At 63.4% G+C, this 22,250-nt stretch carries 21 protein-coding genes; 13 read left to right on the forward strand and 8 right to left on the reverse strand.

The features are described from left to right. Positions 1-355: 355 nt before the first annotated feature. The gene (locus tag IAE36_RS02170) at positions 356-1,042 is read left to right on the forward strand and encodes a GNAT family N-acetyltransferase (RefSeq protein WP_201210030.1); all 687 of its coding nucleotides are present in this window, start codon (positions 356-358) and stop codon (positions 1,040-1,042) included. Between the two features lie 33 nt (positions 1,043-1,075). Here IAE36_RS02170 and IAE36_RS02175 read toward each other — a convergent pair whose 3' ends face one another. From IAE36_RS02175 to IAE36_RS02195, 5 genes are all read right to left on the reverse strand, one after another. Further along, positions 1,076-1,831: an ABC transporter permease gene (locus tag IAE36_RS02175; RefSeq protein ID WP_028633796.1), complete on the reverse strand. Its 756-nt coding sequence runs from the start codon at positions 1,829-1,831 to the stop codon at positions 1,076-1,078. Continuing rightward, positions 1,831-3,036: an ABC transporter substrate-binding protein gene (locus IAE36_RS02180; RefSeq protein ID WP_201210032.1), complete on the reverse strand. Its 1,206-nt coding sequence runs from the start codon at positions 3,034-3,036 to the stop codon at positions 1,831-1,833. Before IAE36_RS02180 ends, IAE36_RS02175 begins: the two co-directional genes overlap by 1 nt. Next, the gene (locus IAE36_RS02185) at positions 3,023-3,844 is read right to left on the reverse strand and encodes an ABC transporter ATP-binding protein (protein WP_201210033.1); all 822 of its coding nucleotides are present in this window, start codon (positions 3,842-3,844) and stop codon (positions 3,023-3,025) included. Before IAE36_RS02185 ends, IAE36_RS02180 begins: the two co-directional genes overlap by 14 nt. Continuing rightward, positions 3,841-4,905 carry an acyl-CoA dehydrogenase family protein gene (locus IAE36_RS02190; RefSeq protein WP_201210034.1) on the reverse strand — a complete coding sequence of 355 codons (1,065 nt, stop codon included), beginning with the start codon at positions 4,903-4,905 and terminating at the stop codon, positions 3,841-3,843. Before IAE36_RS02190 ends, IAE36_RS02185 begins: the two co-directional genes overlap by 4 nt. A gap of 99 nt (positions 4,906-5,004) precedes the next feature. Next, positions 5,005-5,568, reverse strand: a complete 564-nt coding sequence (locus IAE36_RS02195; protein WP_201210035.1) for a carboxymuconolactone decarboxylase family protein — start codon at positions 5,566-5,568, stop codon at positions 5,005-5,007. A gap of 101 nt (positions 5,569-5,669) precedes the next feature. Between IAE36_RS02195 and IAE36_RS02200 the strand changes: the two genes are divergently transcribed. Next, a complete protein-coding gene (locus IAE36_RS02200; RefSeq protein WP_201210036.1) occupies positions 5,670-6,581 on the forward strand; it encodes an AraC family transcriptional regulator in 912 nt (303 codons plus the stop codon). A gap of 219 nt (positions 6,582-6,800) precedes the next feature. Then, entirely contained in the window at positions 6,801-8,426 is a 1,626-nt protein-coding gene (locus IAE36_RS02205) for a methyl-accepting chemotaxis protein (RefSeq protein WP_201210037.1), read from the forward strand. 57 nt (positions 8,427-8,483) lie between these two features. Here IAE36_RS02205 and IAE36_RS02210 read toward each other — a convergent pair whose 3' ends face one another. Then, on the reverse strand, positions 8,484-9,884 hold the full coding sequence (locus IAE36_RS02210) for a purine-cytosine permease family protein (RefSeq protein ID WP_201164676.1): 1,401 nt from the start codon (positions 9,882-9,884) through the stop codon (positions 8,484-8,486). A gap of 314 nt (positions 9,885-10,198) precedes the next feature. On the opposite strand from IAE36_RS02210, the gene IAE36_RS02215 reads away from it, so the two are divergent. The 10 genes from IAE36_RS02215 to IAE36_RS02260 all read left to right on the forward strand — a co-directional run bounded on the left by IAE36_RS02215 (position 10,199) and on the right by IAE36_RS02260 (position 19,353). Next, entirely contained in the window at positions 10,199-10,684 is a 486-nt protein-coding gene (locus tag IAE36_RS02215; protein ID WP_028633788.1) for a flavin reductase family protein, read from the forward strand. A gap of 75 nt (positions 10,685-10,759) precedes the next feature. Further along, the gene (locus IAE36_RS02220; protein ID WP_201210038.1) at positions 10,760-11,800 is read left to right on the forward strand and encodes an LLM class flavin-dependent oxidoreductase; all 1,041 of its coding nucleotides are present in this window, start codon (positions 10,760-10,762) and stop codon (positions 11,798-11,800) included. Positions 11,801-12,147: 347 nt separating this feature from the next. Further along, positions 12,148-12,744 (forward strand): amino acid synthesis family protein, encoded by a 597-nt coding sequence (locus tag IAE36_RS02225; RefSeq protein WP_003256068.1) that lies wholly within the window; start codon positions 12,148-12,150, stop codon positions 12,742-12,744. A gap of 68 nt (positions 12,745-12,812) precedes the next feature. Continuing rightward, positions 12,813-13,646: an alpha/beta fold hydrolase gene (locus IAE36_RS02230; RefSeq protein ID WP_201210040.1), complete on the forward strand. Its 834-nt coding sequence runs from the start codon at positions 12,813-12,815 to the stop codon at positions 13,644-13,646. Continuing rightward, positions 13,643-15,124, forward strand: a complete 1,482-nt coding sequence (locus IAE36_RS02235) for an aldehyde dehydrogenase (protein WP_201210042.1) — start codon at positions 13,643-13,645, stop codon at positions 15,122-15,124. The genes IAE36_RS02230 and IAE36_RS02235 overlap by 4 nt, the downstream gene beginning before the upstream one ends. Before the next feature lie 13 nt (positions 15,125-15,137). Beyond that, on the forward strand, positions 15,138-15,623 hold the full coding sequence (locus IAE36_RS02240; RefSeq protein ID WP_060483148.1) for a flavin reductase family protein: 486 nt from the start codon (positions 15,138-15,140) through the stop codon (positions 15,621-15,623). A 62-nt stretch (positions 15,624-15,685) separates the two neighbouring features. After that, the gene (locus tag IAE36_RS02245) at positions 15,686-16,075 is read left to right on the forward strand and encodes a carboxymuconolactone decarboxylase family protein (protein WP_201210048.1); all 390 of its coding nucleotides are present in this window, start codon (positions 15,686-15,688) and stop codon (positions 16,073-16,075) included. 89 nt (positions 16,076-16,164) lie between these two features. Continuing rightward, positions 16,165-16,917 carry a GntR family transcriptional regulator gene (locus IAE36_RS02250; protein WP_060483146.1) on the forward strand — a complete coding sequence of 251 codons (753 nt, stop codon included), beginning with the start codon at positions 16,165-16,167 and terminating at the stop codon, positions 16,915-16,917. Positions 16,918-16,919: 2 nt separating this feature from the next. Then, the gene (locus tag IAE36_RS02255; RefSeq protein ID WP_201210050.1) at positions 16,920-17,483 is read left to right on the forward strand and encodes an NUDIX hydrolase; all 564 of its coding nucleotides are present in this window, start codon (positions 16,920-16,922) and stop codon (positions 17,481-17,483) included. Between the two features lie 73 nt (positions 17,484-17,556). Continuing rightward, a complete protein-coding gene (locus IAE36_RS02260) occupies positions 17,557-19,353 on the forward strand; it encodes an ATP-binding protein (RefSeq protein ID WP_201210055.1) in 1,797 nt (598 codons plus the stop codon). Here IAE36_RS02260 and IAE36_RS02265 read toward each other — a convergent pair. Continuing rightward, on the reverse strand, positions 19,350-21,521 hold the full coding sequence (locus IAE36_RS02265) for a response regulator (protein ID WP_201210057.1): 2,172 nt from the start codon (positions 21,519-21,521) through the stop codon (positions 19,350-19,352). The two genes, IAE36_RS02260 and IAE36_RS02265, sit on opposite strands and share 4 nt — an antisense overlap. A gap of 85 nt (positions 21,522-21,606) precedes the next feature. Further along, on the reverse strand, positions 21,607-22,239 hold the full coding sequence (locus IAE36_RS02270; RefSeq protein WP_028633778.1) for a LysE family translocator: 633 nt from the start codon (positions 22,237-22,239) through the stop codon (positions 21,607-21,609). Positions 22,240-22,250 lie beyond the last annotated feature (11 nt).

Raw genomic sequence — 22,250 nt, forward strand, 5'->3', positions numbered from 1 at the left:
TGCCCGTCACCTCCCTCCGCAATCCCTACGCTCGGCCTCCTGAAGTCGCAACCTGTGTTGCCTGAACTACCGCGCGCTTAGAAGCAAGAGCGGTCGACTTCATTTAATTAATACGTGGATATGTTTAGGGTTGCAGCTGCAGCTGCAGTTTTCACACTATAACGCTTCTTCATTAAAGCCGAATGAAAGTGATTCACCGTCTCTTACAGATGACATAAATACACCGATAAAAACCATCAACTTCAACCCTGGCCACCGACGGCGCTTTCGCACGCTCCGCAGCAAACGGTTAGACTGTGCCACCTGCCACCCACATTGGCAGGCCCTACCCCGACCCGCCGGAGCCCGTCACCCGATGTTCATCCTGAGCCGCCTCGACAGCGTGCCACCCGAGTCCTTCCAGAACCAGATCCGCGAGCTGGTGATTCATGCCGTGGGCACACTGAGCAGCGTCGCCATCACTGCCGACAACCCCCTCTACCCGCTGTACCAGTACGGCGTCGGCATGGAGGTGCACCAATACCTGCAAGCGCTGGATGGCACACGCGGCCTGTCAGTGGCCCTGACACTGGCACTGGACGCCGATGCACCTGACAAGCTGCTGGGCTTCGCCCTCACCCTGCCCGCCCAGGACGATGACCAGGCGTGCGAGCTAGCCTTCCTGGCAGTGCACCCCGACCACCGCCGCCAAGGGATCGCCCGGGCCCTGTTGGGCGACCTGCAAGGCCGGCAAGCCTGTGTGGAGCTGAATGCCTTCGTCAGCCAGGTACAGTGGTTCGAAGCCATGGGCATGCAGGTAGTGGCCGCCAACGGTCCGCAGGTGCTGATGAGCAGTACCGGTCAACCAAGCGGCGCCCTGATCGGCCGCCTGGACATCGCGCCCATCTACGAAACCACCGAGGTCATGCAGATTCACACCTACCTGCTCAACCAGCAGGGCGAAGATGCCATGATCGAGGCCGAACAGCAGCGCGACGAACGCCTGGACGCGTTGAGCCTGCAGGCCCAGGCCTGTGTGCGCCAGCGCCAGACAGTCCATTGAGGCGGCGCGGGCTGCCTGCGCAGCCCGTTTGTTTCAGGCGTGCACCCAGCGGCGATGCAACCCACGCGCCACGGCATCCAGCGCGAACCCCAGTACACCAATCAACAGCACCATGGCCATCAGCTCGGAGTACGCCAAGCGGTCGCGGGTATCAAGAATGAAGTAGCCCAGGCCCGCACTCACGCCCAGCATTTCGCAGGGCACCAGCACGATCCAGAGAATACCGATGGCTAGGCGAACGCCTGTCAGCACATGCCCGATCACCCCCGGCACGATGACCTTGCACAGGGTTTCCCAACGGGTGGCACTCAGGCTCCGGCTCAATTGCAACCAGCGCGGGTCCAGTTGGCGAACACCTGCTGCTGTGTTCAGCAAAATCGGCCACAGCGCGGCGAACGCCAGCAGAAAATAGATAGGCTGGTCCCCTACCCCCATCAGCATCACCACCACGGGCATCCAGGACAGGGGCGAGATCATGCGCAAAAACTGGAACGCCGGTGTGGTTGCGGCTTCCAGGTGGCGGTAGCTGCCCACCAGCAAACCCAGCGGTACGCCGATCAACAATGCCAGTAGCAGGCCCACCAGAATACGCTTCAGGCTCACCCAGATGTGCCCGTATACCTCGCCCTGCCCTAACAGTTCGACCAGGCTGGCCAGGGTCGCCGCCGGTGAAAACCGCGCCGACAGCCCATCGGCCTGGCCGAACACTTCCACCCCGGCCCACCACAGCACCAACAGCGCCAGCAACCCGGCCAGCCCGAGGCTGGCATGAACGACATGCTTGCGCATCAGACCGCGAACTCCTCACTGCGCTCGAAGTTGTCGGCGATGCCGAACACCGAGGGCCCACCTACTGCCGCAATGGCGTTGCGCACAAAGCGGTCATCCACCAGGTCGCGGGCTATGTGGGCAGGGTCCAGATTGGCCAGGAAGCGGTTATCACCCTCGATCAACGTCGTCTTCAGGCGTTTCACCAGTTCTTCGGTATAGCTCGGGTAAGGGTACGGCTGGAAGTCGATACGCTTTTCATCCCACTGCTGATGGCGGATGGCGCCGCTGGCGATGTACCCGGCACGGTCGTCGGCAGCGGGCGCCAGCACCTTGGCCAGCACGGCGGGCTCATGGGGCGTGTACTTGTTGGGGCCGGCCTTGGACAGCAGCGCGGCCGCCTCGGCGCGATGGTCGCGGGTCCATTGCTGGGCCTTGACGATGGCGTTGACCACCTTCTGCGACCATTCCGGGCGGTTGTTGAGGTCGTGCTCGTGCATGAACACCACGCAGCACGCGTGATTGCGCCACACATCGCCGGTAAAGCGCTGCACCCGGCCCACCTTGAGGTTCTCGGCCAGGGCGTTGAATGGCTCGGCAACGATGTAACCGGCGATGCGCTTGCTGGCCAGGGCCGGGGGCATGTCCGAAGGTGGCAGCACCAGCAGGTTGACCTGGTTGGCAGCCAACGGCGCATTGGCGGGTTTGGAAACGGCTTCAAGGCCATTGTCGGTCAGTATCTGCTGCAACACCACGTTATGGATGGAATACCAGAACGGGATCGCTACGGTTTTGCCGCCCAGTTGCTTGATATCGTTTATATCTGGCGCCACCGTCAGCCCCGAACCACCCACGTGGTTCCAGGCGACCACCTTGGCCGGTACTTTGCTGCCATAGCGAGCCCATACGGTCATGGGCGACAGCAGGTGGATGACATTGACCTGCCCGGAGATGAACGCTTCGATCACCTGCGCCCAACTGCGCAGCAGCACCGGCCGCTCGGCCTTGATGCCTTCGGCTTCGAAAAGGCCGTTATTGTGCGCCACCAGCAACGGCGTGGCATCGGTGATCGGCAGGTAACCAATGCGCACAGGCGCATCCGGCTCGGCGGCAGCGCGCGCTTGCAGGCTGGACAACAGCGGCAAGGCGCCGGCAGCGGTGAACATGGCACCGAGCTTTAGAAAATCACGGCGTGAAGAAGAGGAGCAGCAGTCATCCATGCACATGGACAGCCTCCGAGGGCAATAGGGTTGGGTGGGGTTCGACTGTGCGGCTTGCCCGCCGAAGGGTTTTCAGAATGTCGATGCGCAAGGCGCCCAGCGCCTCGACCTGCTGCGTCCGCGGTTGCGGCAGGTCAATGGGCCATTGGCCGAGGACATGCGCTGGGTGATCGCCCAGTAGCAATACCCGATCGGACAACAGCAGGGCTTCGTCGATGTCGTGGGTAATCAGCACCGCCGCCGTGTTATGGGTGGCGATCAGTTGCAGCAGCAATTGCTGCATATCGGCCCGGGTCACTTCATCCAGTGCCCCGAACGGCTCGTCCAACAGCAGCACCTGTGGCTGGCGCGCCAGGCAGCGGGCCAGCGCCGTGCGCTGAGCCATGCCGCCCGACAGCTGCGCCGGGTACTGGTTGCGCGCATGGCCCAGGCCCACGGCGGCGATGGCATGGTCGACCCGTGCGCGACGCTCGTGCGCGGCCAGGTTGGGCTGGCGCGCAAAGTCCAGGCCGAAGGCGACGTTCTTTTCAAGGTTCAGCCAAGGCAACAGGCTCGGGTCCTGGAACGCCACCGCCAGGCGCGGATGCGGGCCCTGCAACGGTTGCCCATGGAGGCTCACGGTGCCGCCGCTGGGCTGCTGCAGCCCCGCCAACACCCGCAACAAGCTCGACTTGCCCACACCGCTTGGCCCCAGAATGCTCACGATTTCCCCGGGTGCAAGCTGGAGATCGAACTGGGCGAGCACCTGCTGCCAGCCGCCCTCGCGAGGGTAACCCAGGCTGATATCCCGGGCTTCCAGCACTACCTGCGTCATGCCGAGGCGGCCTGGCGCTGCAGCTCGGCGCGAAGCTGTACAAGGCTCGGCGTCACGATCGGCACAAAGGCCGACTCGCGCCAGCGCCGGGTAAAGCCTTCGCCATACTCGCTCAGGTAGGCCTTGCCACCGCTGGCCTGAAGCTCCAGCTGTACAGCATCGGCCGCACATTCGGCCAGGGTGATGCGCAGCTTGAACAGGGCTGCCGGCTGCTGGCGAAAGCGCTCGTCCAACAGCCCCTGCTTGAGCTCGGCAACGGTGTTTTCCAGCCGTGCGGCCAGCACCTGCTGCGCCTCCTCAAGGAACGACGCCCGCCCCTGCAGGTGCAGTTGCACCTCCTGCAACGCCCGGCGCGCAAGGCCGATGGCCATGCCACACTGCAGTGCGAGAAACGCAGGCCGGACCTGAGGCAGGAATTCACGGGCGTTTTCATGCAGCAGCCAGTCGCGGGCCAGTTGCACCTGGTGGAAGGCCAGCGCCGCCGTATTGCTGGACTGCAGGCCCATCAACTGCAGGTCGTCGGACCGTTCCAGGCCCTGTGCCCCGGACGGGATAGCCAGCACGAACGGAGCCCCCCCGGCATCGTCCTCAATGGCTGCGGCCACCACGAAGCCGCTTTTGCGCAGGTTGGTCACCCAGTGCAGGCGGCCTTCGAGGTTCCAGCCGTCATAGGTGGGGCGCCCACGCACCTGCAGCGCCTCGATGCCAGACAGGAACTTCATGGCATTGGACAGGCCGGTGGCGCCGGCCAGTTCACCCTTTAGCAGCTGCGGCAGCAGCCGCTCGCGCAGGCCCTGGTTAGGGCTGTGCAGCAGGTACTCGATAAAGGCACGCTGCCCCCAGCACACGAACGCCGTGGCCAGCGAGCGGCTGGCGATGGCGGCAATTGCCTCGACGGCATCGGTGACCTGGCCGCCGACCCCGCCCAACGCAGGGTCAACGCCAACCTGCAACAGCTGCGAGTCGGCAATGTGCGCCAGCACCTGGTGCGGTTCGCACTGGCCCCGGTCGATGGCTTCGGCGTTGGCATCCAGCCACGTCCGAAATGCACAATCTTGCATGATCTTGCTCCTTGTAAAACGCCGCGGCCGCCGGGCGACCCCTATGCGGCACCAGGCCGCTCCTACACCGACCACCCACCTGGCAGCCCGTTGGGTGAATCAGGCAGACGGCTGATGCCAGCGGTATTTGCCCAGCTCGTCATTGAGCGGCGTCTGGGCGAACACATTAGCAAAGTTGCACAGGGTTGCGAGGCTCACCCCCAGAATCACTTCCAGGGCGTTACCTTCTGTGAAACCGGCGTCAAGGAACGCCTGGTAGGTCGCGTCACTGACATTGCCACGGGTGGCGATGACTTCACGGGCAAAGGCCGCCAGGGTTTCATAGCGTGCATCGGGCAACTCACCGCGGGCACGCAGTGCATCGACCACCTCCTGGGGCAGCTTGGCCTTGTTCAGCGCCACGGCCGTGTGGCCTGCCACACAGAAGTCACAACCGTGCTGGGTGGCGGCAATCAACTGCACCACTTCACGTTCGGCGAGGGTGAGTTCCGATTTGCCGTTCAATGCAGAAACGGTCACATAGGTTTCCAGCGCAGCCGGTGCATTGGCCAGCACCCCCAGCAGGTTGGGGATGAAGCCGGAGTTCTTCTGGGCGTTTTCCAAAAACGGCCGGGCTGCCTCGGGGGCGCTTTGCAGGGTATGTAGGGTAATGCGCGAGGACATGAGGTAGTCTCCATACTGGGTGTGCCTACAGTCTGTTGGTTATAAGAAATTCGCTCCATATTCATCAGTCGCTTTTACTTGCTCCAGAGTGTTTGTATTAGATGATTTGCGCCAGCCACCTCGTTGAATGGTTATTAGAAAGCCTGGAACTCGATGCCAGCCTGTTCCACGTGGGCCGCTATTGCGGCGGCTGGCACGCCAGCACCCATGGCATGGGCCACGCCAGTTTTCACCTGGTGGTACAGGGCCATTGCTGGTTGCACGCAGCCGGGCAAGCGCAACCGGTGCGGCTCGAGCGTGGTGATGCGGTGTTTCTGTTGCGTGACATCGAATACCGGCTGGCCAGTGAGCAGGACACCGCGGGCGCCTGCGCCCAACCGCGCCAGGCCATGCAGACGCTGGATGCCGAAGCGGTGGACGGCGTGGGGCTGGTGTGCGGCTTTTTCCACTTCAGCAGCGGGTTGTCTACGCTGATTGCCGAAGGGCTGGCCGACCTTATCGTGCTCCGCGCCGACGACCCGGCGGGCAGTGCAGCCCAGGCGCTGTTCGGGTTGATCATGGAGGAATGCCGGCGCCCGGCCGGGCCGTCACAGGTATTGCTGGAGCGCCTGACTCATCTGCTGTTCCTGTATGCGTTGCGCCAACAGGTGCATGCCGGGCAGAAGTATGGGGGCTTGATCGCCCTCGCCCGCCAGCCCAACTTTGCCGAACTGCTGGAGCAACTGATCGGTGACCCCGGGCAGCCCTGGACACTGGAACGCATGGCGGCGTGCACCGGCCTGTCGCGGTCGGCATTTTTCAAACGCTTCAACGAACTGGCCGGCCAGTCGCCTGGGCAGGTACTGCTGGCGCTGCGCATGCGCCATGCCAGCCAGTTGCTGCGGGCGGGGCACACAGTGGAGCAAGTGGCCGTGCAAGCCGGGTACCAGTCGGTGGCCGCGTTCACCCGAGCCTTCACCAAGGCCATCGGCGTGCAGCCTGGGGCGTACCGGCGCCAGCACGACAGCCGTTAGGAGCGCGGAGCGCTGTCCAGCGCGCCCTGCCACTCATGCCGTTACGTTGTATGACTGTTCAACAATAATGGCTATATGTAATCATCCAAAGCAAAACAGTATTCGTGAGGGTACGGTCCACTCCCTAATCCGCAGCGCTTCCAGAGCCTGGCGCCTTTCCGGTGACTTGGCATCGCGTCACCAGCTCCCGAGGCCTGCCTGCCACCGTAGGAGCATCTGATGCAGTTGAGGAATATGAAAATCGGCGTTCGCGCAGCCAGCGTGTTTGCCGTGCTGGGTTTGCTGGTACTGATACTGGGCATGACCGCCCTGTATGAAACCCAGAAGATGGACCAGTCTACGGATGAAATACGCCTGACCTGGATGCCCACCGTGATGTCGCTCAGCGATATCAACAGCAACCTTGGCCGGGCCCGCGCACTCACCCTGCGCAGCGCACTGGACGACGACCCCGCTGAACGCAGCCGCAACCTGGAGCTGATCCGGGGGGTAGAAGCGCAGTTGCAAAAAGGCATCGAAGACTACGTCGGTACCATAGTCAGCGAAGAAGACCGCGCCCTGTTCGAAACCTTTAAAAGTACCTACCGGGATTACCTGCAGGTCCAGACCGAGGTGCTGCAGGACATCTCGGCCGGCCGCCTGGACAACGCCAAGCAGTCGATCACTGGCCCGCTCACTGACCGCGCCGACACCATGATGCAGGCCATGACTGCCCTGATCACCTTCAATGGCAAAGGTGCCGAAGCTGCTTCCCAGTTGAGCAGTGACGTGGCCGATGAAGCGTATGTGGCCATCATCGGCGCGCTGGTCATCATCATGCTGGCCTTGCTGGCCATCGCCACCCTGCTCACACGCAGCATCGTGGTGCCCCTGGCAGACGCCGTGGCCGTGGCCGAACGTGTCGCAACCGGTGACCTCACCCAGCAGATCCGTGTGGTCGGCCGCGACGAGCCAGCGTTGCTGCTGGCGGCGTTGAGCCGCATGCAGGGCAACCTGCGCGAAACCATCGGCAAGATCGTCGCGTCGTCCGACCAGTTGGCGTCGGCGTCCGAAGAGCTGCACACCGTGACCGAGGACACCAGCCGCGGCCTCCACCAGCAAAGCGCGGAAATCGATCAGGCAGCCACCGCCGTGAACCAGATGACCGCCGCTGTCGAGGAAGTCGCCAACAACGCCGTGAGCACTGCCGATGCGTCCAAAGGTGCCGACCAGACGACACGCGACGGCCGTGACCGGGTCAACCAGGCGCTGGCGTCCATTGAGCAGTTGGTGGCGGAAGTGACCGGCACCTCCGGCGAGATCCAGCAACTGGCCAGCAGTGCCAACGAGATCAGCCGGGTGCTGGATGTGATCGGCGCCATCGCCGGGCAAACCAACCTGTTGGCGCTCAACGCCGCCATCGAAGCGGCCCGCGCTGGCGAGGCGGGCCGGGGCTTTGCGGTCGTGGCCGACGAGGTACGCGCGCTGGCCCACCGTACCCAGCAGTCCACCGCAGAAATCGAGCAGATGATCACCGGTATCCAGAACGGTACCGAGCGTGCGGTCACCGCCATGGGCAGCAGCCAGGACCGTGCGTCTGGCACGCTTGAAGTGGCGCAGGGTGCCGGCCAGGCGCTGGAAGTGATCGCCGAGGCAATCGCCTCGATCAACCAGCGTAACCTGGTGATTGCCAGCGCATCGGAGCAGCAGGCGCAAGTGGCGCGGGAAGTGGACCGCAACCTGGTCAACATCCGCGACCTGTCCATGCAGACCTCGGCCGGTGCCAACCAGACCAGTGCAGCGGCCCAGGACCTGTCGCGCCTGGCAGTGGACCTCAATGCCATGGTGGCGCAGTTCAAGGTCTGACCCATAAAGACCGGGGGCCGCATGGCGGCCCCCGGTCAATTCAGCCTGGCAGGGGGATCACTTCACCGTCACTGCCCGCCCCGCCTTCTCCACCTTGCCCCGGGTTGCCAGGCAGTAATACAGCGGCACCGTCACCAACAGGCCGAACAGCCAGGACAGGTCTGCCCCTTCGACGATGTTCGAGTACGGCCCCACATACAGCGATGTATTGGCAAACGGCAACTGCACCAGGATGCCGCAGGCGTAGGCAATGATGGCGTGGTGGTTGAAGCGGCCATAGATGCCGCCGTCGGCGCTGAAAATCGAGGCGATGTCGTACTGGCCCTTCTTGATCAGGTAGAAGTCGATCAGGTTGATCGATGCCCAGGGCACCAGCACCAGCAGCAGCGCCAGGATCAGGCCGATGAATTGGCCGATGAAGTCGGCCGACGCATTCAGGGCAACCAGGCCGCAACCCGCCAGAATTACGCTGGCCAGTACCACGCGTACCTTGATGCTGGGCGTCCAGTGGGCCACGAAGGTCTGGATGGCGGTCACGATCGACAACACGGCGCCATACAGGTTGAGGGCGTTGTGGCTGATGATGTTGAGCAGGAACAACACCATCAGGATCGGCCCCAGCCAGCCAGTGGCCTGTTTCACTGCATCCATCGCATCAGTGCCTTCCGGCACGCACAGCACCGCCACCGTGCCGAAGCTGAAGCACAGGATAGTGCCCAGGGTGGCGCCGAAATAGGTGGCCCAGAACGGCTTGGCGATCCCGACCTCACGCGGCAGGTAACGCGAGTAGTCCGAGGTGTACGGCGAGAAGCTGATCTGCCAGATGATGCCCAGCGAGACGGTGGCGATGAAGCCGGACAGGTTGAAAGCCCCGCGGGTAAGGAAGTCGGCGGGCAGGGTCTGGGCGAACATCATGATGAAACCGGCCAGCAGCGCCGAGCCCATCACCCAGGTACCGATACGGTTGAGGGTATGGATGAAGCGATAGCCGATGACGCCGATGGCCGTGGCGCTGAGGGCACCGATGACGATCGCCCCCGGCATCGGCACGCTTGGGGCGATGCCATGAATGGTCTTGCCTGCCAGCACGATGTTGGAGATGAAGAAGCCGACGTAGATCAGCGCGGTAAAGAAGACGATCAGCAGCGCACCGTAGCGGCCGAACTGGCCGCGGCTCTGCACCATCTGCGGAATGCCCAGCTGCGGTCCCTGCGCAGAGGCAAGGGCGATGACCACGCCCCCGACCAGATGGCCCAGCACGATAGCGACCAGCCCCCACAGCAGGTTCAGGTGAAACACCTGGACCACCATGGCGCCGGTGACAATGGGCAGTGGCGCGATGTTGGTGCTGAACCAGAGGGTGAACAGGTCGCGCGCCTTCCCATGGCGCTCGGCAGGTGGAACGTAATCGACCGTGTGATTCTCGACAAACTGGTGTTGCGACGACGGTTGGGACATGGTTTTTAGCTCGAAAGGTCGTTTTTATCTTTGTAGGAAACCGCATCAAGGCGGCCTCTCAGCTGCGGACCATATTATGGTATTCCAAACTTTTGACAACACTGATACGCATTAAAAAAACCCGGCTGATCCGTTTCCGCAGCCGATGGCAAAAATCAACTTGGTGCTCAACCCCTTTATATACGTGGCCTGCAGCCGTTCATCGCGCATATTCCACGTACAAAAATTCCGCTTGCAAAATAGGTATTACGGTATACCATCAGACACATCAACGATAAAAACCGCGGCCCACCGCAGCTTTAGAGGTACACAAGATGATCGACGCAACCGTCTACAAAAACGTCCTGGGTTCCTTCCCGTCCGGCGTTACCGTCATCACCACCCTGGACGACGACGGCGCGGTCGTCGGCCTGACCGCCAGCGCGTTCTCGTCGCTGTCGATGGACCCGCCACTGGTCCTGTTCTGCCCCAACTACACGTCTGATTCCTACCCTGTGCTCATTCGCCAAAAGCGCTTTGCCATTCACCTGCTCTCCGGTGAACAGCAAGCGCAGGCTTATGCGTTCGCTAAAAAAGGCAAGGACAAGGCTGCCGGCATCGAATGGTCGCTGAGCGCCTTGGGCAACCCGATCCTGGCCGGGGCTACCGCCGTGATCGAGTGCGAGTTGTGGCGCGAGTACGAAGGCGGTGACCACGCCATCATGGTCGGCAAAGTGCACAACCTGATTGTCCCGGATGAAGCGCCGCGGCCAATGGTGTACTGCCGCGGCAAAATGGCCACCCTGCCGGCGTTCGCCTGACCCCTTCCCCCTATCAAAGCCCATGGCGCCAGCCCTGCCCGGCGCCAGACATTTTCAAGCGTTGAGGAACCCCCCATGAAATTTTCGTTGTTCGTGCACATGGAACGTTGGGATGAACAGGTCAGCCACCGCCAGTTGTTCGAAGACCTCACCGAACTGACCCTGATGGCCGAAGACGGCGGTTTCAGCACCGTGTGGATTGGCGAACACCACGCCATGGAATACACCATCTCGCCAAGCCCCATGCCACTGCTGGCCTACCTGGCGGCACGCACCGAGAAGATTCGCCTGGGCGCCGGCACCATCATCGCGCCGTTCTGGAACCCCATCCGCGTGGCCGGCGAGTGCGCCCTGCTCGACGTGATCAGCAACGGCCGCATGGAAGTGGGCCTGGCCCGGGGTGCCTACCAGTTCGAATTCGACCGCATGGCGGGTGGCATGCCCGCAACTGACGGCGGCAAGGCCCTGCGCGAAATGGTGCCGGTGGTGCGCAAACTGTGGGAAGGCGACTACGCCCACGAGGGCGAGGTGTACAAGTTCCCCACCTCCACCAGCGTACCCAAGCCGTTCAACGCCACGCCGCCGATGTGGATCGCCGCCCGCGACCCAGACTCGCACAACTTCGCCGTGGCCAATGGCTGCAATGTCATGGTCACCCCGCTGATGAAGGGCGACGAGGAAGTGCTGGACCTGAAGAACAAGTTCCAGGCAGCCCTGGACAACAACCCGGGCGTGCCGCGCCCACAACTGATGGTGCTGCGCCACACTCACGTGCACAGCCCAGACGAGCCGGAAGGCTGGAAGGTGGGCGCGCAGGCCATTTCGCGCTTCTACCGCACCTTCGATGCCTGGTTTGGCAACAAGACCGTGCCTGTGAACGGTTTCCTGGCGCCGAGCCCGGAATCGAAGTTCGTCGAAGTGCCGGCGTTCCAGCTGGAGAATATCCGCAAGAACACCATGATCGGCACGCCGGAAGAAATCATCGCGCGCATCCGCTACTACCAGGAGCTGGGCGTCGACGAATTCAGCTTCTGGTGCGACAACAGCCTGCCCCACGCCGAGAAGAAAAAGTCGCTTGAACTGTTCATCAAGGAAGTGGTGCCGGCGTTCGCCTGATTCCCATTGCCTGACTGATTGCGGGATATGCCCGCTCCCGTGGGCCTTAGCGGCCCGCGCGAGCGGGCTTTTTAGGTGTACGCCACTAGCTTTGTGTTGATTGGGCAGTCAAGGGCCAAGCGTTCGCGCGCAAATGGCGCAGGAATAATTGGCCCGAAACAAGCGTAGGAGCGAGCGCAGCTCGCGATGCGCCGCGCGGGCGGCGCTCGATCTCCCAACCACCACCACACCCAAGCCCGCCACCTTTCGTCCCCGCGAACGAGAAATTTCCAGGCCCCTCTTGCACAACAAATATTATGGTATACCATCAGACAACAAGAACTGATCAACCTCACTAGGAGCGCTCCATGAGTTTCGAAATTCGCAAGATCGTCACCTATTCCGAAGAGACCCGCATCGAAGGCGGCAAGGCCACCGACAAGCCCGTGACCATGGTCGGGCTGGCAGTGGTCATCAAGAACCCTTGGGCCGGTCGCGGTTTTGTTGAAGATCTGAAGCCCGAGATTCGTGCCAACTGCTCGGAGCTGGGTGCACTGATGGTAGAGCGCCTTACCGCTGCCATCGGCGGTGCCGACAAGATCGAGGCCTATGGCAAGGCCGCCGTGGTCGGTGCAGACGGCGAAATCGAGCACGCCTCGGCCGTGATCCATACCCTGCGTTTCGGCAACCATTACCGCGAAGCGGTCCAGGCCAAGAGCTACCTGAGCTTTACCAACAAGCGCGGTGGCCCTGGCACCTCGATCCAGATCCCGATGATGCAGAAGGACGACGAAGGCCTGCGCTCGCACTACATCACCCTGGAAATGCAGATCGAAGACGCGCCGCGTGCCGACGAGATCGTGGTGGTGCTGGGCGCTGCCGACGGTGGCCGCCTGCACCCGCGCATCGGCAACCGCTATATCGACCTCGAAGAACTGGCTGCCGAAAAAGCCAACGCTCAATAACAATAACCAAGACGGGCCGGGGCGTGGCGTGTGTACCCGCCGCGCCCGACCTTCAAGGAGCGCCCTCCATGATTCAGCCTGTCGCTGAACGCACCCCCGCCGGCACCAGCTACCTGAGCGTGGGCCAGGGCCAACCTGTGGTACTGATCCACGGCGTGGGCCTGAACAAGGAAATGTGGGGCGGGCAGATCGTTGGCCTGGCCAACGACTACCGCGTCATCGCCTACGACATGCTCGGCCACGGCCACAGCGCCCTGCCAGCTGCCGACACCGGCCTGGAGGGTTACGCCGCCCAGCTGGCCGAGTTGCTGGACCACCTGCAGATCCCCCAGGCAACCGTGATCGGTTTCTCCATGGGTGGCCTGGTGGCCCGTGCCTTCGCCCTGCATTACCCACAGCGCCTGGCTGCGCTGGTGGTGCTCAACAGCGTGTTCAACCGCAGCCCCGAGCAGAGCGCCGGCGTTATCGCCCGTGCCGCACAGGCCGCGGAGCTTGGCCCTGACGCCAACGTCGACGCCGCGCTCGAGCGCTGGTTCAGCCGTGAATACAAAGCGGCCAACCCCGCCCAGGTGGCCGCCATCCGCCAGGTGCTGGCCGGCAACGACCCGCAGGGCTACCACACCACCTATTCACTGTTCGCCACCCAGGACATGTACCGCGCAGGCGACCTAGGCAGCATTCAGGTGCCCACGCTGATTGCCACCGGCGAGCTCGACGCCGGCTCCACGCCCGCCATGACCCGCCAGCTTGCCGCCAGTATTCCAGGCGCCCACAGCGTGGTGCTTGCTGAACAACGGCATATGATGGCAGTGGAAGCACCACGTGAAGTCAACAAGATGCTGCTGGACTTTCTTGCAAACGCCCGCAGCCTGACCGAATCCGCCAAGGGGATTGTTGCATGACCCTCGTTCGTTTCCAGATGTGCATCGACGGCCAATGGCACGATGCCCAGAGCGGCAAGACCTTCGACAGCCTCAACCCGGCCACGGCCCAGGCCTGGGCACAACTGCCCGACGCCGACGAGGCCGACGTGGAACTGGCTGTGCAGGCCGCCCAGCGCGCCTTTGACAGCCCGCAGTGGCGCAGCATTACCGCCACGGCACGTGGCAAGCTGCTGCGCCGCCTCGGGGACCTGATCGCCGAGAACAAAGAGCACCTGGCCCAGCTGGAGAGCCGCGACAACGGCAAGCTGATCCGCGAAACCCGCGGCCAGGTCGGCTACCTGCCGGAGTTCTTCCACTACACCGCGGGCCTGGCCGATAAGCTCGAGGGCGGCACCCTGCCCCTGGACAAGCCGGACCTGTTCGCCTACACCGTGCACGAGCCCATCGGCGTGGTAGCCGGGATCATCCCGTGGAACAGCCCGCTGTACCTCACCGCCATCAAGCTGGCCCCTGCCCTGGCAGCGGGCAACACCATCGTGCTCAAGCCTTCCGAGCATGCCTCGGCCACCATTCTCGAGCTCGCCCGCCTGGCGCTGGAGGCTGGCTTCCCTGCCGGCGTGGTCAACGTGGTGACCGGCTACGGCCCCAGCACCGGCGCTGCCCTCACCCGCCACCCGCTGGTGCGCAAGATCGCGTTCACCGGTGGCGCCGCCACGGCACGGCACGTGGTGCGCAGCAGTGCAGAAAACTTCGCCAAGCTGTCGCTGGAACTGGGTGGCAAGTCGCCGAACATCATCTTTGCCGACGCTGACCTGGACAGCGCCATCAACGGCGCAGTAGCCGGTATCTATGCCGCCTCCGGGCAAAGCTGCGTGGCCGGTTCGCGCCTGCTGGTACAGGACGAGATCTTCGATGAGTTCATCGAACGCCTCATCGCCCGGGCCAAGCGTATCCGCATCGGCAGCCCGCAGGATGACGCCAGCGAGATGGGCCCCATGGCCACGGCGCAACAGCTGGCAGTGGTCGAAACCCTGGTGGCCGCAGCCAAGGCCGAAGGCGCCAAGCTGCACATGGGCGGCAAGCGTGCCGAAGTAGAAGGCGACGGCTGGTTCTACGAGCCCACCCTGTTCGAGTGCGACAGCAACTCGATGACCATCATGCAGGAAGAGGTGTTCGGGCCGGTCGCCGCGGTGATCCGCTTCAAGACCGAAGCAGAAGCACTGGCCATCGCCAACGACTCGCAGTTCGGCCTGGCGGCCGGCATCTGGACCCGCGACCTGGGCCGCGCCCACCGCCTGGCCCGCGACGTGCGCTCGGGCATCATCTGGGTCAACACCTACCGCGCCGTCTCGGCCATGGCACCGATCGGCGGGTTCAAGAACAGCGGCTACGGCCGTGAAAGCGGCATCGATTCGGTGCTGGCCTATACCGAGCTGAAGACCGTGTGGATCAACCTGTCCACCGCGCCCATGCCCGACCCGTTCGTGATGCGCTAAGAGGTAACACCCGATGATCGAACCTGGCATCTACAAAGACGTGATGGGCTCGTTCCCGTCCGGCGTGACCGTGGTCACCACCCTGGACGCGGATGGCGGCATTGTCGGCATCACCGCCAGTGCCTTCAGCGCGCTGTCGATCGACCCGGCGCTGGTACTGTTCTGCCCCAACTACGCGTCCGATACCTACCCTGTGCTGCGTGACAGCAAGCAGTTCGCCATTCACCTGCTGTCTGCCGAACAGACCGCAGAAGCCTATGCCTTTGCTGGCAAGGGCAAAGATAAAGCCAAGCACCTGGAATGGCACCTGAGCGAACTGGGCAACCCGCTGCTGGCCAAGGCTACCGCGATCATCGAGTGCGAGCTGTGGCGAGAGTATGACGGGGGTGATCATGCGATCATCGTCGGCGCCGTGAAAAACCTGGTGCTGCCGGCCGAGCCGGTGACGCCCATGGTTTATCACAAGGGCAAACTGGGCGCCTTGCCGCCCCTGGGCTGACGCTGGCGTAGCCGGGGTTGCTGTGCAGCCCCTGGCCACCCAATCACATAGGAACACCGCGCATGAGCAACGAAAAATACGAGAAAGGCCTGCAAATCCGCACCCAGGTACTGGGTGAGGAATACGTCAACCGTTCTATCCAGAACGCCGACGAATTCACCAAACCGCTGCAGGAACTGGTCACCGAATACTGCTGGGGGCACGTGTGGGGCCGTGAAGGCTTGTCGCTCAAAGAACGCAGCATGATAAACTTGGCCATGATTTCCGCACTCAACCGGCCCCACGAGCTCAAGCTGCACATTCGCGGTGCACTGCGTAATGGCCTTAGCCGCGAGCAGGTACGCGAAATCCTGCTCCAGGTCGGCATCTACTGCGGCGTACCGGCCGCGGTGGACAGCTTCCGCCTGGCCCGGGAAGCGTTCGCCGAGGCCGATGCGGAGCCCACCCGTTAACACCGGGCTGTTCGAACCCGCGCAAGGAGCACCCCGGTTCATGGTGCTGTTGCGAGCGTGATCGGGCAGCCTCTTTCAGAGCGCACTTGATGAAACGCCAGCCACTCGACGACAGCTTCAAGGTCAACCGCAACCCCGTCACCCTGCGCGAAATCGTGCTCGACAAGCTGCGCGGTGCGATCATGAATTTCCACCTGCTGCCGGGCGATCGCCTGGTCGAGCGCGACCTCTGCGACCGCCTCGGGGTCAGCCGTACCTCGGTGCGTGAGGCCCTTCGCCACCTGGAGTCCGAAGGGCTGGTGGAGTTCGCAGACGCCAAGGGCCCTCGCGTGGCCATCATCACCCTCGAGGATGCCCGCGATATCTACGAGCTGCGCTGCGTGCTCGAGGGCCTGATCGTGCAACTGTTCACCCTCAACGCCAAGGCCAAGGACATCCGCGCCCTGGAACGTGCGCTGGAGGTAAACCGCGAGGCCCTGGAAGAAGGCGAACTGCAACAGGTACTGGATTCGGTGCAGGGCTTCTACGACGTGTTGCTGGAAGGCTCGGGCAACCAGGTGGCGGCCCAGCAGTTGCGCCAGTTGCAGGCGCGCATCAGCTACCTGCGGGCAACCTCGGTGTCGCAAGTGAACCGCCGCGGCGCCAGCAACCTGGAAATGGAAAAGATGGTCGAGGCGATCAAGGGCGGTGACCCTGTGGTGGCCCACCAGGCCTGCGTAGAGCATGTACGCGCTGCGGCCAAGGTCGCCCTGGAATACCTGCGCCAGAAGCAGGACGACACCACCAAGGTGCGCGACATCGTCGAGCCCCTGGCCCTCAAGGAACCCCGCATAGGTCGCTGATCATGCCCAATGCCCCGCGCTACTGCCCACACTGCACAACGGAACTGGCACGGGGCGTTCCCACCGGCGATACCCACGAACGCTTGCACTGCAGCGGCTGTGGCTACATTCACTACATCAACCCCAAGGTCATCGCCGGCTGCATCATCGAACGCGACGGCAAGTACCTGCTCTGCCAGCGCGCCATTCCACCGCGCCCGGGCACCTGGACCCTGCCCGCCGGTTTCATGGAGGCCGGCGAAACCACCGAGCAGGCAGCGCTGCGCGAGGTGTGGGAAGAAAGCGGCGTACACGCCGAAATCGTTTGCCCCTATTCGATTTTCAGCGTGCCGAAGATCAGCGAGGTGTACATCATCTTCCGCGCCATCGCCACCGAGGAAACCGGCCAGTACGGCCCGGAAACCCTGGCCTACCGGTTCTTCGAGCCCGACCAGATCCCCTGGGACGACATCTACTACCCCGCCATCCGGCAGATCCTCGAGCGCTATATTCTCGAGCGCCAGGCCGGGGTCTATGGCATCTACACAGGCAATGACGACACCGGCAAAGTGCATTTCATTCGCTAGCGCACAAACTGCTCGCCAACCACGTATTCTCGGTGCACCCTAGGGGCCTTTGTATTCACGATCGGCAGAACACATGGCGAAGTGGCTAGAGGGCGGTGGCCTCATGGGCGAGCGTATCCGTCAGCATGACTGGGCATCCACCCGTCTGGGCCCGCTCGATGGCTGGCCCGATGCGCTCAAGACCACACTGGCCTTGTGCCTGGCCTCGCGATTTCCACAGGCAGTGCTGTGGGGCCCCGACCTGATTACCCTGCACAACGATGCATTCTTGCCGATTCTGGGCCAGAAGCCGCTGGCGCTGGGCACCCCGTTCAGTGAAGTCTGGCGCGAGGCCTGGTCGGACATCCGCGTACTGGCAGACCGTGCACTGGCGGGCGAAGCAGTCTTCATCGAGAACTTCCCGCTGCTCATCGACCGCGATGGCACGCCCGAGCGTGCCTATTTCACCTTTTGCTACAGCCCCATACGTGGCCATGATGGCCGCGTGCTGGGGATGCTCGACACCGTCACCGAAACCACCGCCAACGTGGTCAGCAACCAGCGGCTGAAGTTTCTCGACAGCCTGGCACGGGCGGTGGCCGAGGCTTCAGCACCCGAAGACATTCTGGCGATCACCACGCGCATGCTGGTGGAACACCTGGGGCTTTCCAGCTGCGCCTATGCGGTGATGCAGGCCGACCAGGACACCTTCACAATCTGTGGCGAAGCGGTGGCCCCCGGGGCCCCTCACCTGCTGGGCGATTACCAGTTGCATGACTTCGGCCGCCTGGCGGTAAACCGCCTGCGCAACGGCCAACCCCTGATCATCCACGACAGCCACCGCGAACTGGCCGCCGACGAGGCCGCCACGTTCGCCGCCATCGGCATCGCGGCCACCTGCTGCATGCCGCTGATAAAAGCCGGCAGGCTGACCGCGCTGATGGCCATCAACAACGGCGCGCCGCGCGCCTGGACCGCCTACGAACGGGCGCTGATCAGTGAAGTGACCGAACGCAGCTGGGCGCATATCCAGCGGGCTCAGGCCCACGGTGAAGTGCAGCAGGCAATCGCAGCGCTGGAAACCCTCAACGCCAACCTCGAGCAGCGGGTGCAGGAGCGCACCGCCCAGTTGCTGCACACCGAGGCCGAGTTGCGCCAGGCGCAAAAACTCGAAGCCATCGGCCAGCTGACTGGCGGCGTGGCACATGACATCAACAACCTGCTGACCATCATCCGCGCGTCGCTGCATTTTCTGCAGCGCCCCAACCTGGATGAGCAGCGGCGCGATCGCTACATCAAGACCATATCCGAAACCGTGGAACGCGGCGCCAAGCTCACAGGCCAGTTGCTGGCCTTTGGCCGGCGTCAGGCGTTGAACCCGCAGGTGTTCGAAGCCAGCGAGCGGCTGGAGGCAATGGCCGACATGTTCGACACGGCGGCGGGTGCGCGCATCCACGTGCAACTGCAACTGCCCGAGGCGCCGTGCCATATCCGTGCCGACATCAGCCAGCTGGAAACCGCCGTCATCAACCTGATGCTCAACGGCCGCGATGCCATGGGCGGAGCAGGCACACTGCAGCTGCGCCTGCTGGCCGATCAGCACCTGCCCGCAGCACAAGGCCAGGCGCCACAGGCAGGTGCCTTCGCGGTCATTTCGGTGAGCGACACCGGGGCCGGTATCCCTGCGGAATTGTTCGAGCGTATCTTCGACCCCTTCTTCACCACCAAGGCACCGGGTGAAGGCACTGGCCTGGGCCTCTCGCAGGTGTTCGGCTTCGCCAAGCAGTCCGGGGGTGATGTCAAGGTCAACAGCATTGAGGGCCAGGGCACCACGTTCACGCTGTACCTGCCCCAGCAGGCGCAAGACGCTGCGTTACCGGGCGAACGTTAACGCTTGGCCGCCAGCAACTGCGCCACACTCTGCGCCAGTTCCATGCGCCGGTAGGGTTTGCGCAATACCTCGAAGCCGCTCAACTGGGACGGCGTAAGGTTGGCGTAGCCGGTGATGATCAACACCGGCAATTCGGCATGCCGCTGGCGCATCTGCTGGGCAAAACGCACCCCGGTCATGTCCGGCATCACGTGGTCGGTTACCAGCAGGTCCGGCAACCAGCCTTTGTCTACCAGGCGTAGCGCGGCGGCCGCACTCGCCGCCTCGGTCACTTCGTAGCCCAGGTCGCGCAGCTGCAGGGCTGTGGCATGGCGCACGATTTCCTCATCGTCCACCAGCAGCACCCGGCTTGGGCGGGTGGCCGTCGGTGCTTCAGCGCTTTCACTGCCGCGGCAGGCAGCCGAGGAATTGCTGGCCGGCAGCCACAGGGTAGCCTGGGTGCCCTGCCCCGGCGTTGAGCGGATGGCGAACCCTCCGCCGGACTGTACCGCCAGCCCCTGCACCATCGGCAGGCCCAGCCCAGAGCCCTTGCCGATACCCTTGGTTGAGAAGAACGGCTCCATGCAGCGGCGCACCTGCTCTTCGTCCATGCCGCAGCCGTTGTCCCTGACCTCGATCCATACCAGGCGCTCAGCGGCCATGCCTTCTGGCGGTAAAGGGCAATGCGGGTCATGCCCGGCAACGATCTGCAGGTAGCCCCCATCCCCTGTAGCATCACGGGCATTGACCACCAGGTTGAGCAACGCCAGCTCCAACTGGTGAGGGTCGACCACCACAGAGGGCAGTGCCGGGTCGATATCCACGTGCACGGTCAGGGTGGGCCCGATGGAACGTGCCATCAGCTCACGCATGTCGTCCAGCAGTGTCGCCAGGCACACGGCCTGGGGCTTGAGTGTCTGGCGGCGGGCGAAGCTCAACAGGCGCGCTACCAGGTTGCGGGCCCGCTCTGCAGCTTGCAGCCCGCCGTCGATCAACCGGGGGGCGCGTTCGGCGTTCGGCTGGCGGTGCAACAGCTCGAACGAGCCGATGATGGGCGTGAGCATGTTGTTCAGGTCGTGGGCGATGCCGCCAGTCAATTGCCCGATCATTTCCATCTTGTGGGCTTCATGCAGCTGCACCATGGCCGACTCACGCTGAGCCAGTGCCGCCGCCACACGTTCTTCCAGGCTCTGGTTGAGCAAGTGCAAGGCACGTTCGGCGCGGGCATGAATGATGGCGGCCCAGGTTTGCTTGGCGGTTTCTTCCACCAATTGGCAGTCTTCCTCAAGGCACTTGCGTGCGTCGCGGAAATACACGCCCAGCACCGCTTCCAGGCGGCCTGCACGCACCACCGGTACATGCAGGGCAGCGCCCAGGCCTGCCAGGTGCGGCGGCGCCTTTTCATACACCTGCAGCACCGTCTGCTCAGCCGCTAACTGCTCATGGAAGTCAGCACCGAACGCCTGGTACGGGTGGGTACCGACCACTGAAGGCACGCCGTCGACCCAGTCCTGGCTGACCGTGAAGCACTCGCCGTCACCCTGGTCTTCCCCAAAACAGACCCGCGCAGCGCCAAGTTGCTCGGCCAGACGTTGCACAGCGTAGGCCTCGATGCGCTCGGCACTACCCAGCCCTGGCAACGTACGGCCCAGCTCCAGCAAGAAGGCCTGACGTTGCTGGAAGCGCACCCGCTCGGTGGTTTCCGATACCAGGCACAGAATGCCACCCACGCTGCCGTCGGCCTCGCGCACCGCCGAATAGGACACGTCGAAATACACCGTCTCGCCATGCCCACTGCGTTCTATATAGAAAGGGCGATCCTTGGCCGAGAAGGTCTGGCCTGTCTCGCGCACCCCACGCAGCAACGGCTCAAGGTCGTCCCACAGCTCAGACCAGTTCTCCTGGGCGGGCCGGCCCAGGGCTTGGGGGTGTTTGTTGCCGATGGTGGGGGCGTAAGCGTCGTTGTACAGCGCTACATAGGACTCGCCCCAGAACAACACAACCTGCGCCTGGGCGGGCAACAGGGTGGCCATCACCGCTTGCAGGTGCGGTGACCAGCCATGGGGCGGCCCGAGCGGTGAATCGCCCCACTGCATCGACTGCATCAAACCGCCGATGGTGCCGCCGTTCAGCAGGAAGCACAGCGGTGGTTGCCCTGCATCCACAGGTAGTTGTTGAAGGGATTTCATTTCGGGGGAATCCGCGGCTTGTGCCATCCGTCTTCGGATAAGAGCGGCACAACCGGCGTTCGTTCCCCGTTCATTGAACGCTCGTTCAACGCCGACCTTCGGCGAGCATCCTTACAGCCAGTGCCGCCAGCACCGTACCCATCAACCACCGCTGAACCTGCTGGAACAGCGGGCGCCCCGCCAGGAATACGGCGATGGAGCCGGCCATCACCGCGATCAGCGCATTGACCGTTACGCTGATGGCGATCTGCAGCGAACCCAGTACCAAGGATTGTGCCAGCACACTGCCGTGCTCCGGGCTGATGAACTGCGGCATCAGCGACAGGTACATCACGGCGATCTTCGGGTTGAGCAGGTTGGTGACAAAGCCCATGGCGAACAAGCGGCGCGGGCTGTCGGCAGGCAGATCACGCACCTGGAACGGTGAGCGCCCACCGGGTTTGACCGCCTGCCAGGCCAGGTACAGCAGGTACAGGGCGCCGCCAATGCGCAAGCCGTCGTAGGCGTAAGGCACAGCCATGACCAGGGCAGTGATCCCCAGGGCCGCACAGAGCATGTAGAAGACAAAACCCATGGCCACACCGCCCAACGAGATCAGGCCGGCCATGCGGCCCTGGCAGATGGACCGCGAGATCAGGTAGACCATGTTAGGCCCGGGGGTGAGCACCATGCCCAGGGATATCAGGGCGAAGGCCAGCAGTTGGGTGGTATCGGGCATCAGGCACATCC

Origin of the sequence: Pseudomonas sp. S36 (assembly GCF_016647875.1) — a bacterium.
Taxonomy (GTDB): domain Bacteria; phylum Pseudomonadota; class Gammaproteobacteria; order Pseudomonadales; family Pseudomonadaceae; genus Aquipseudomonas; species Aquipseudomonas parafulva.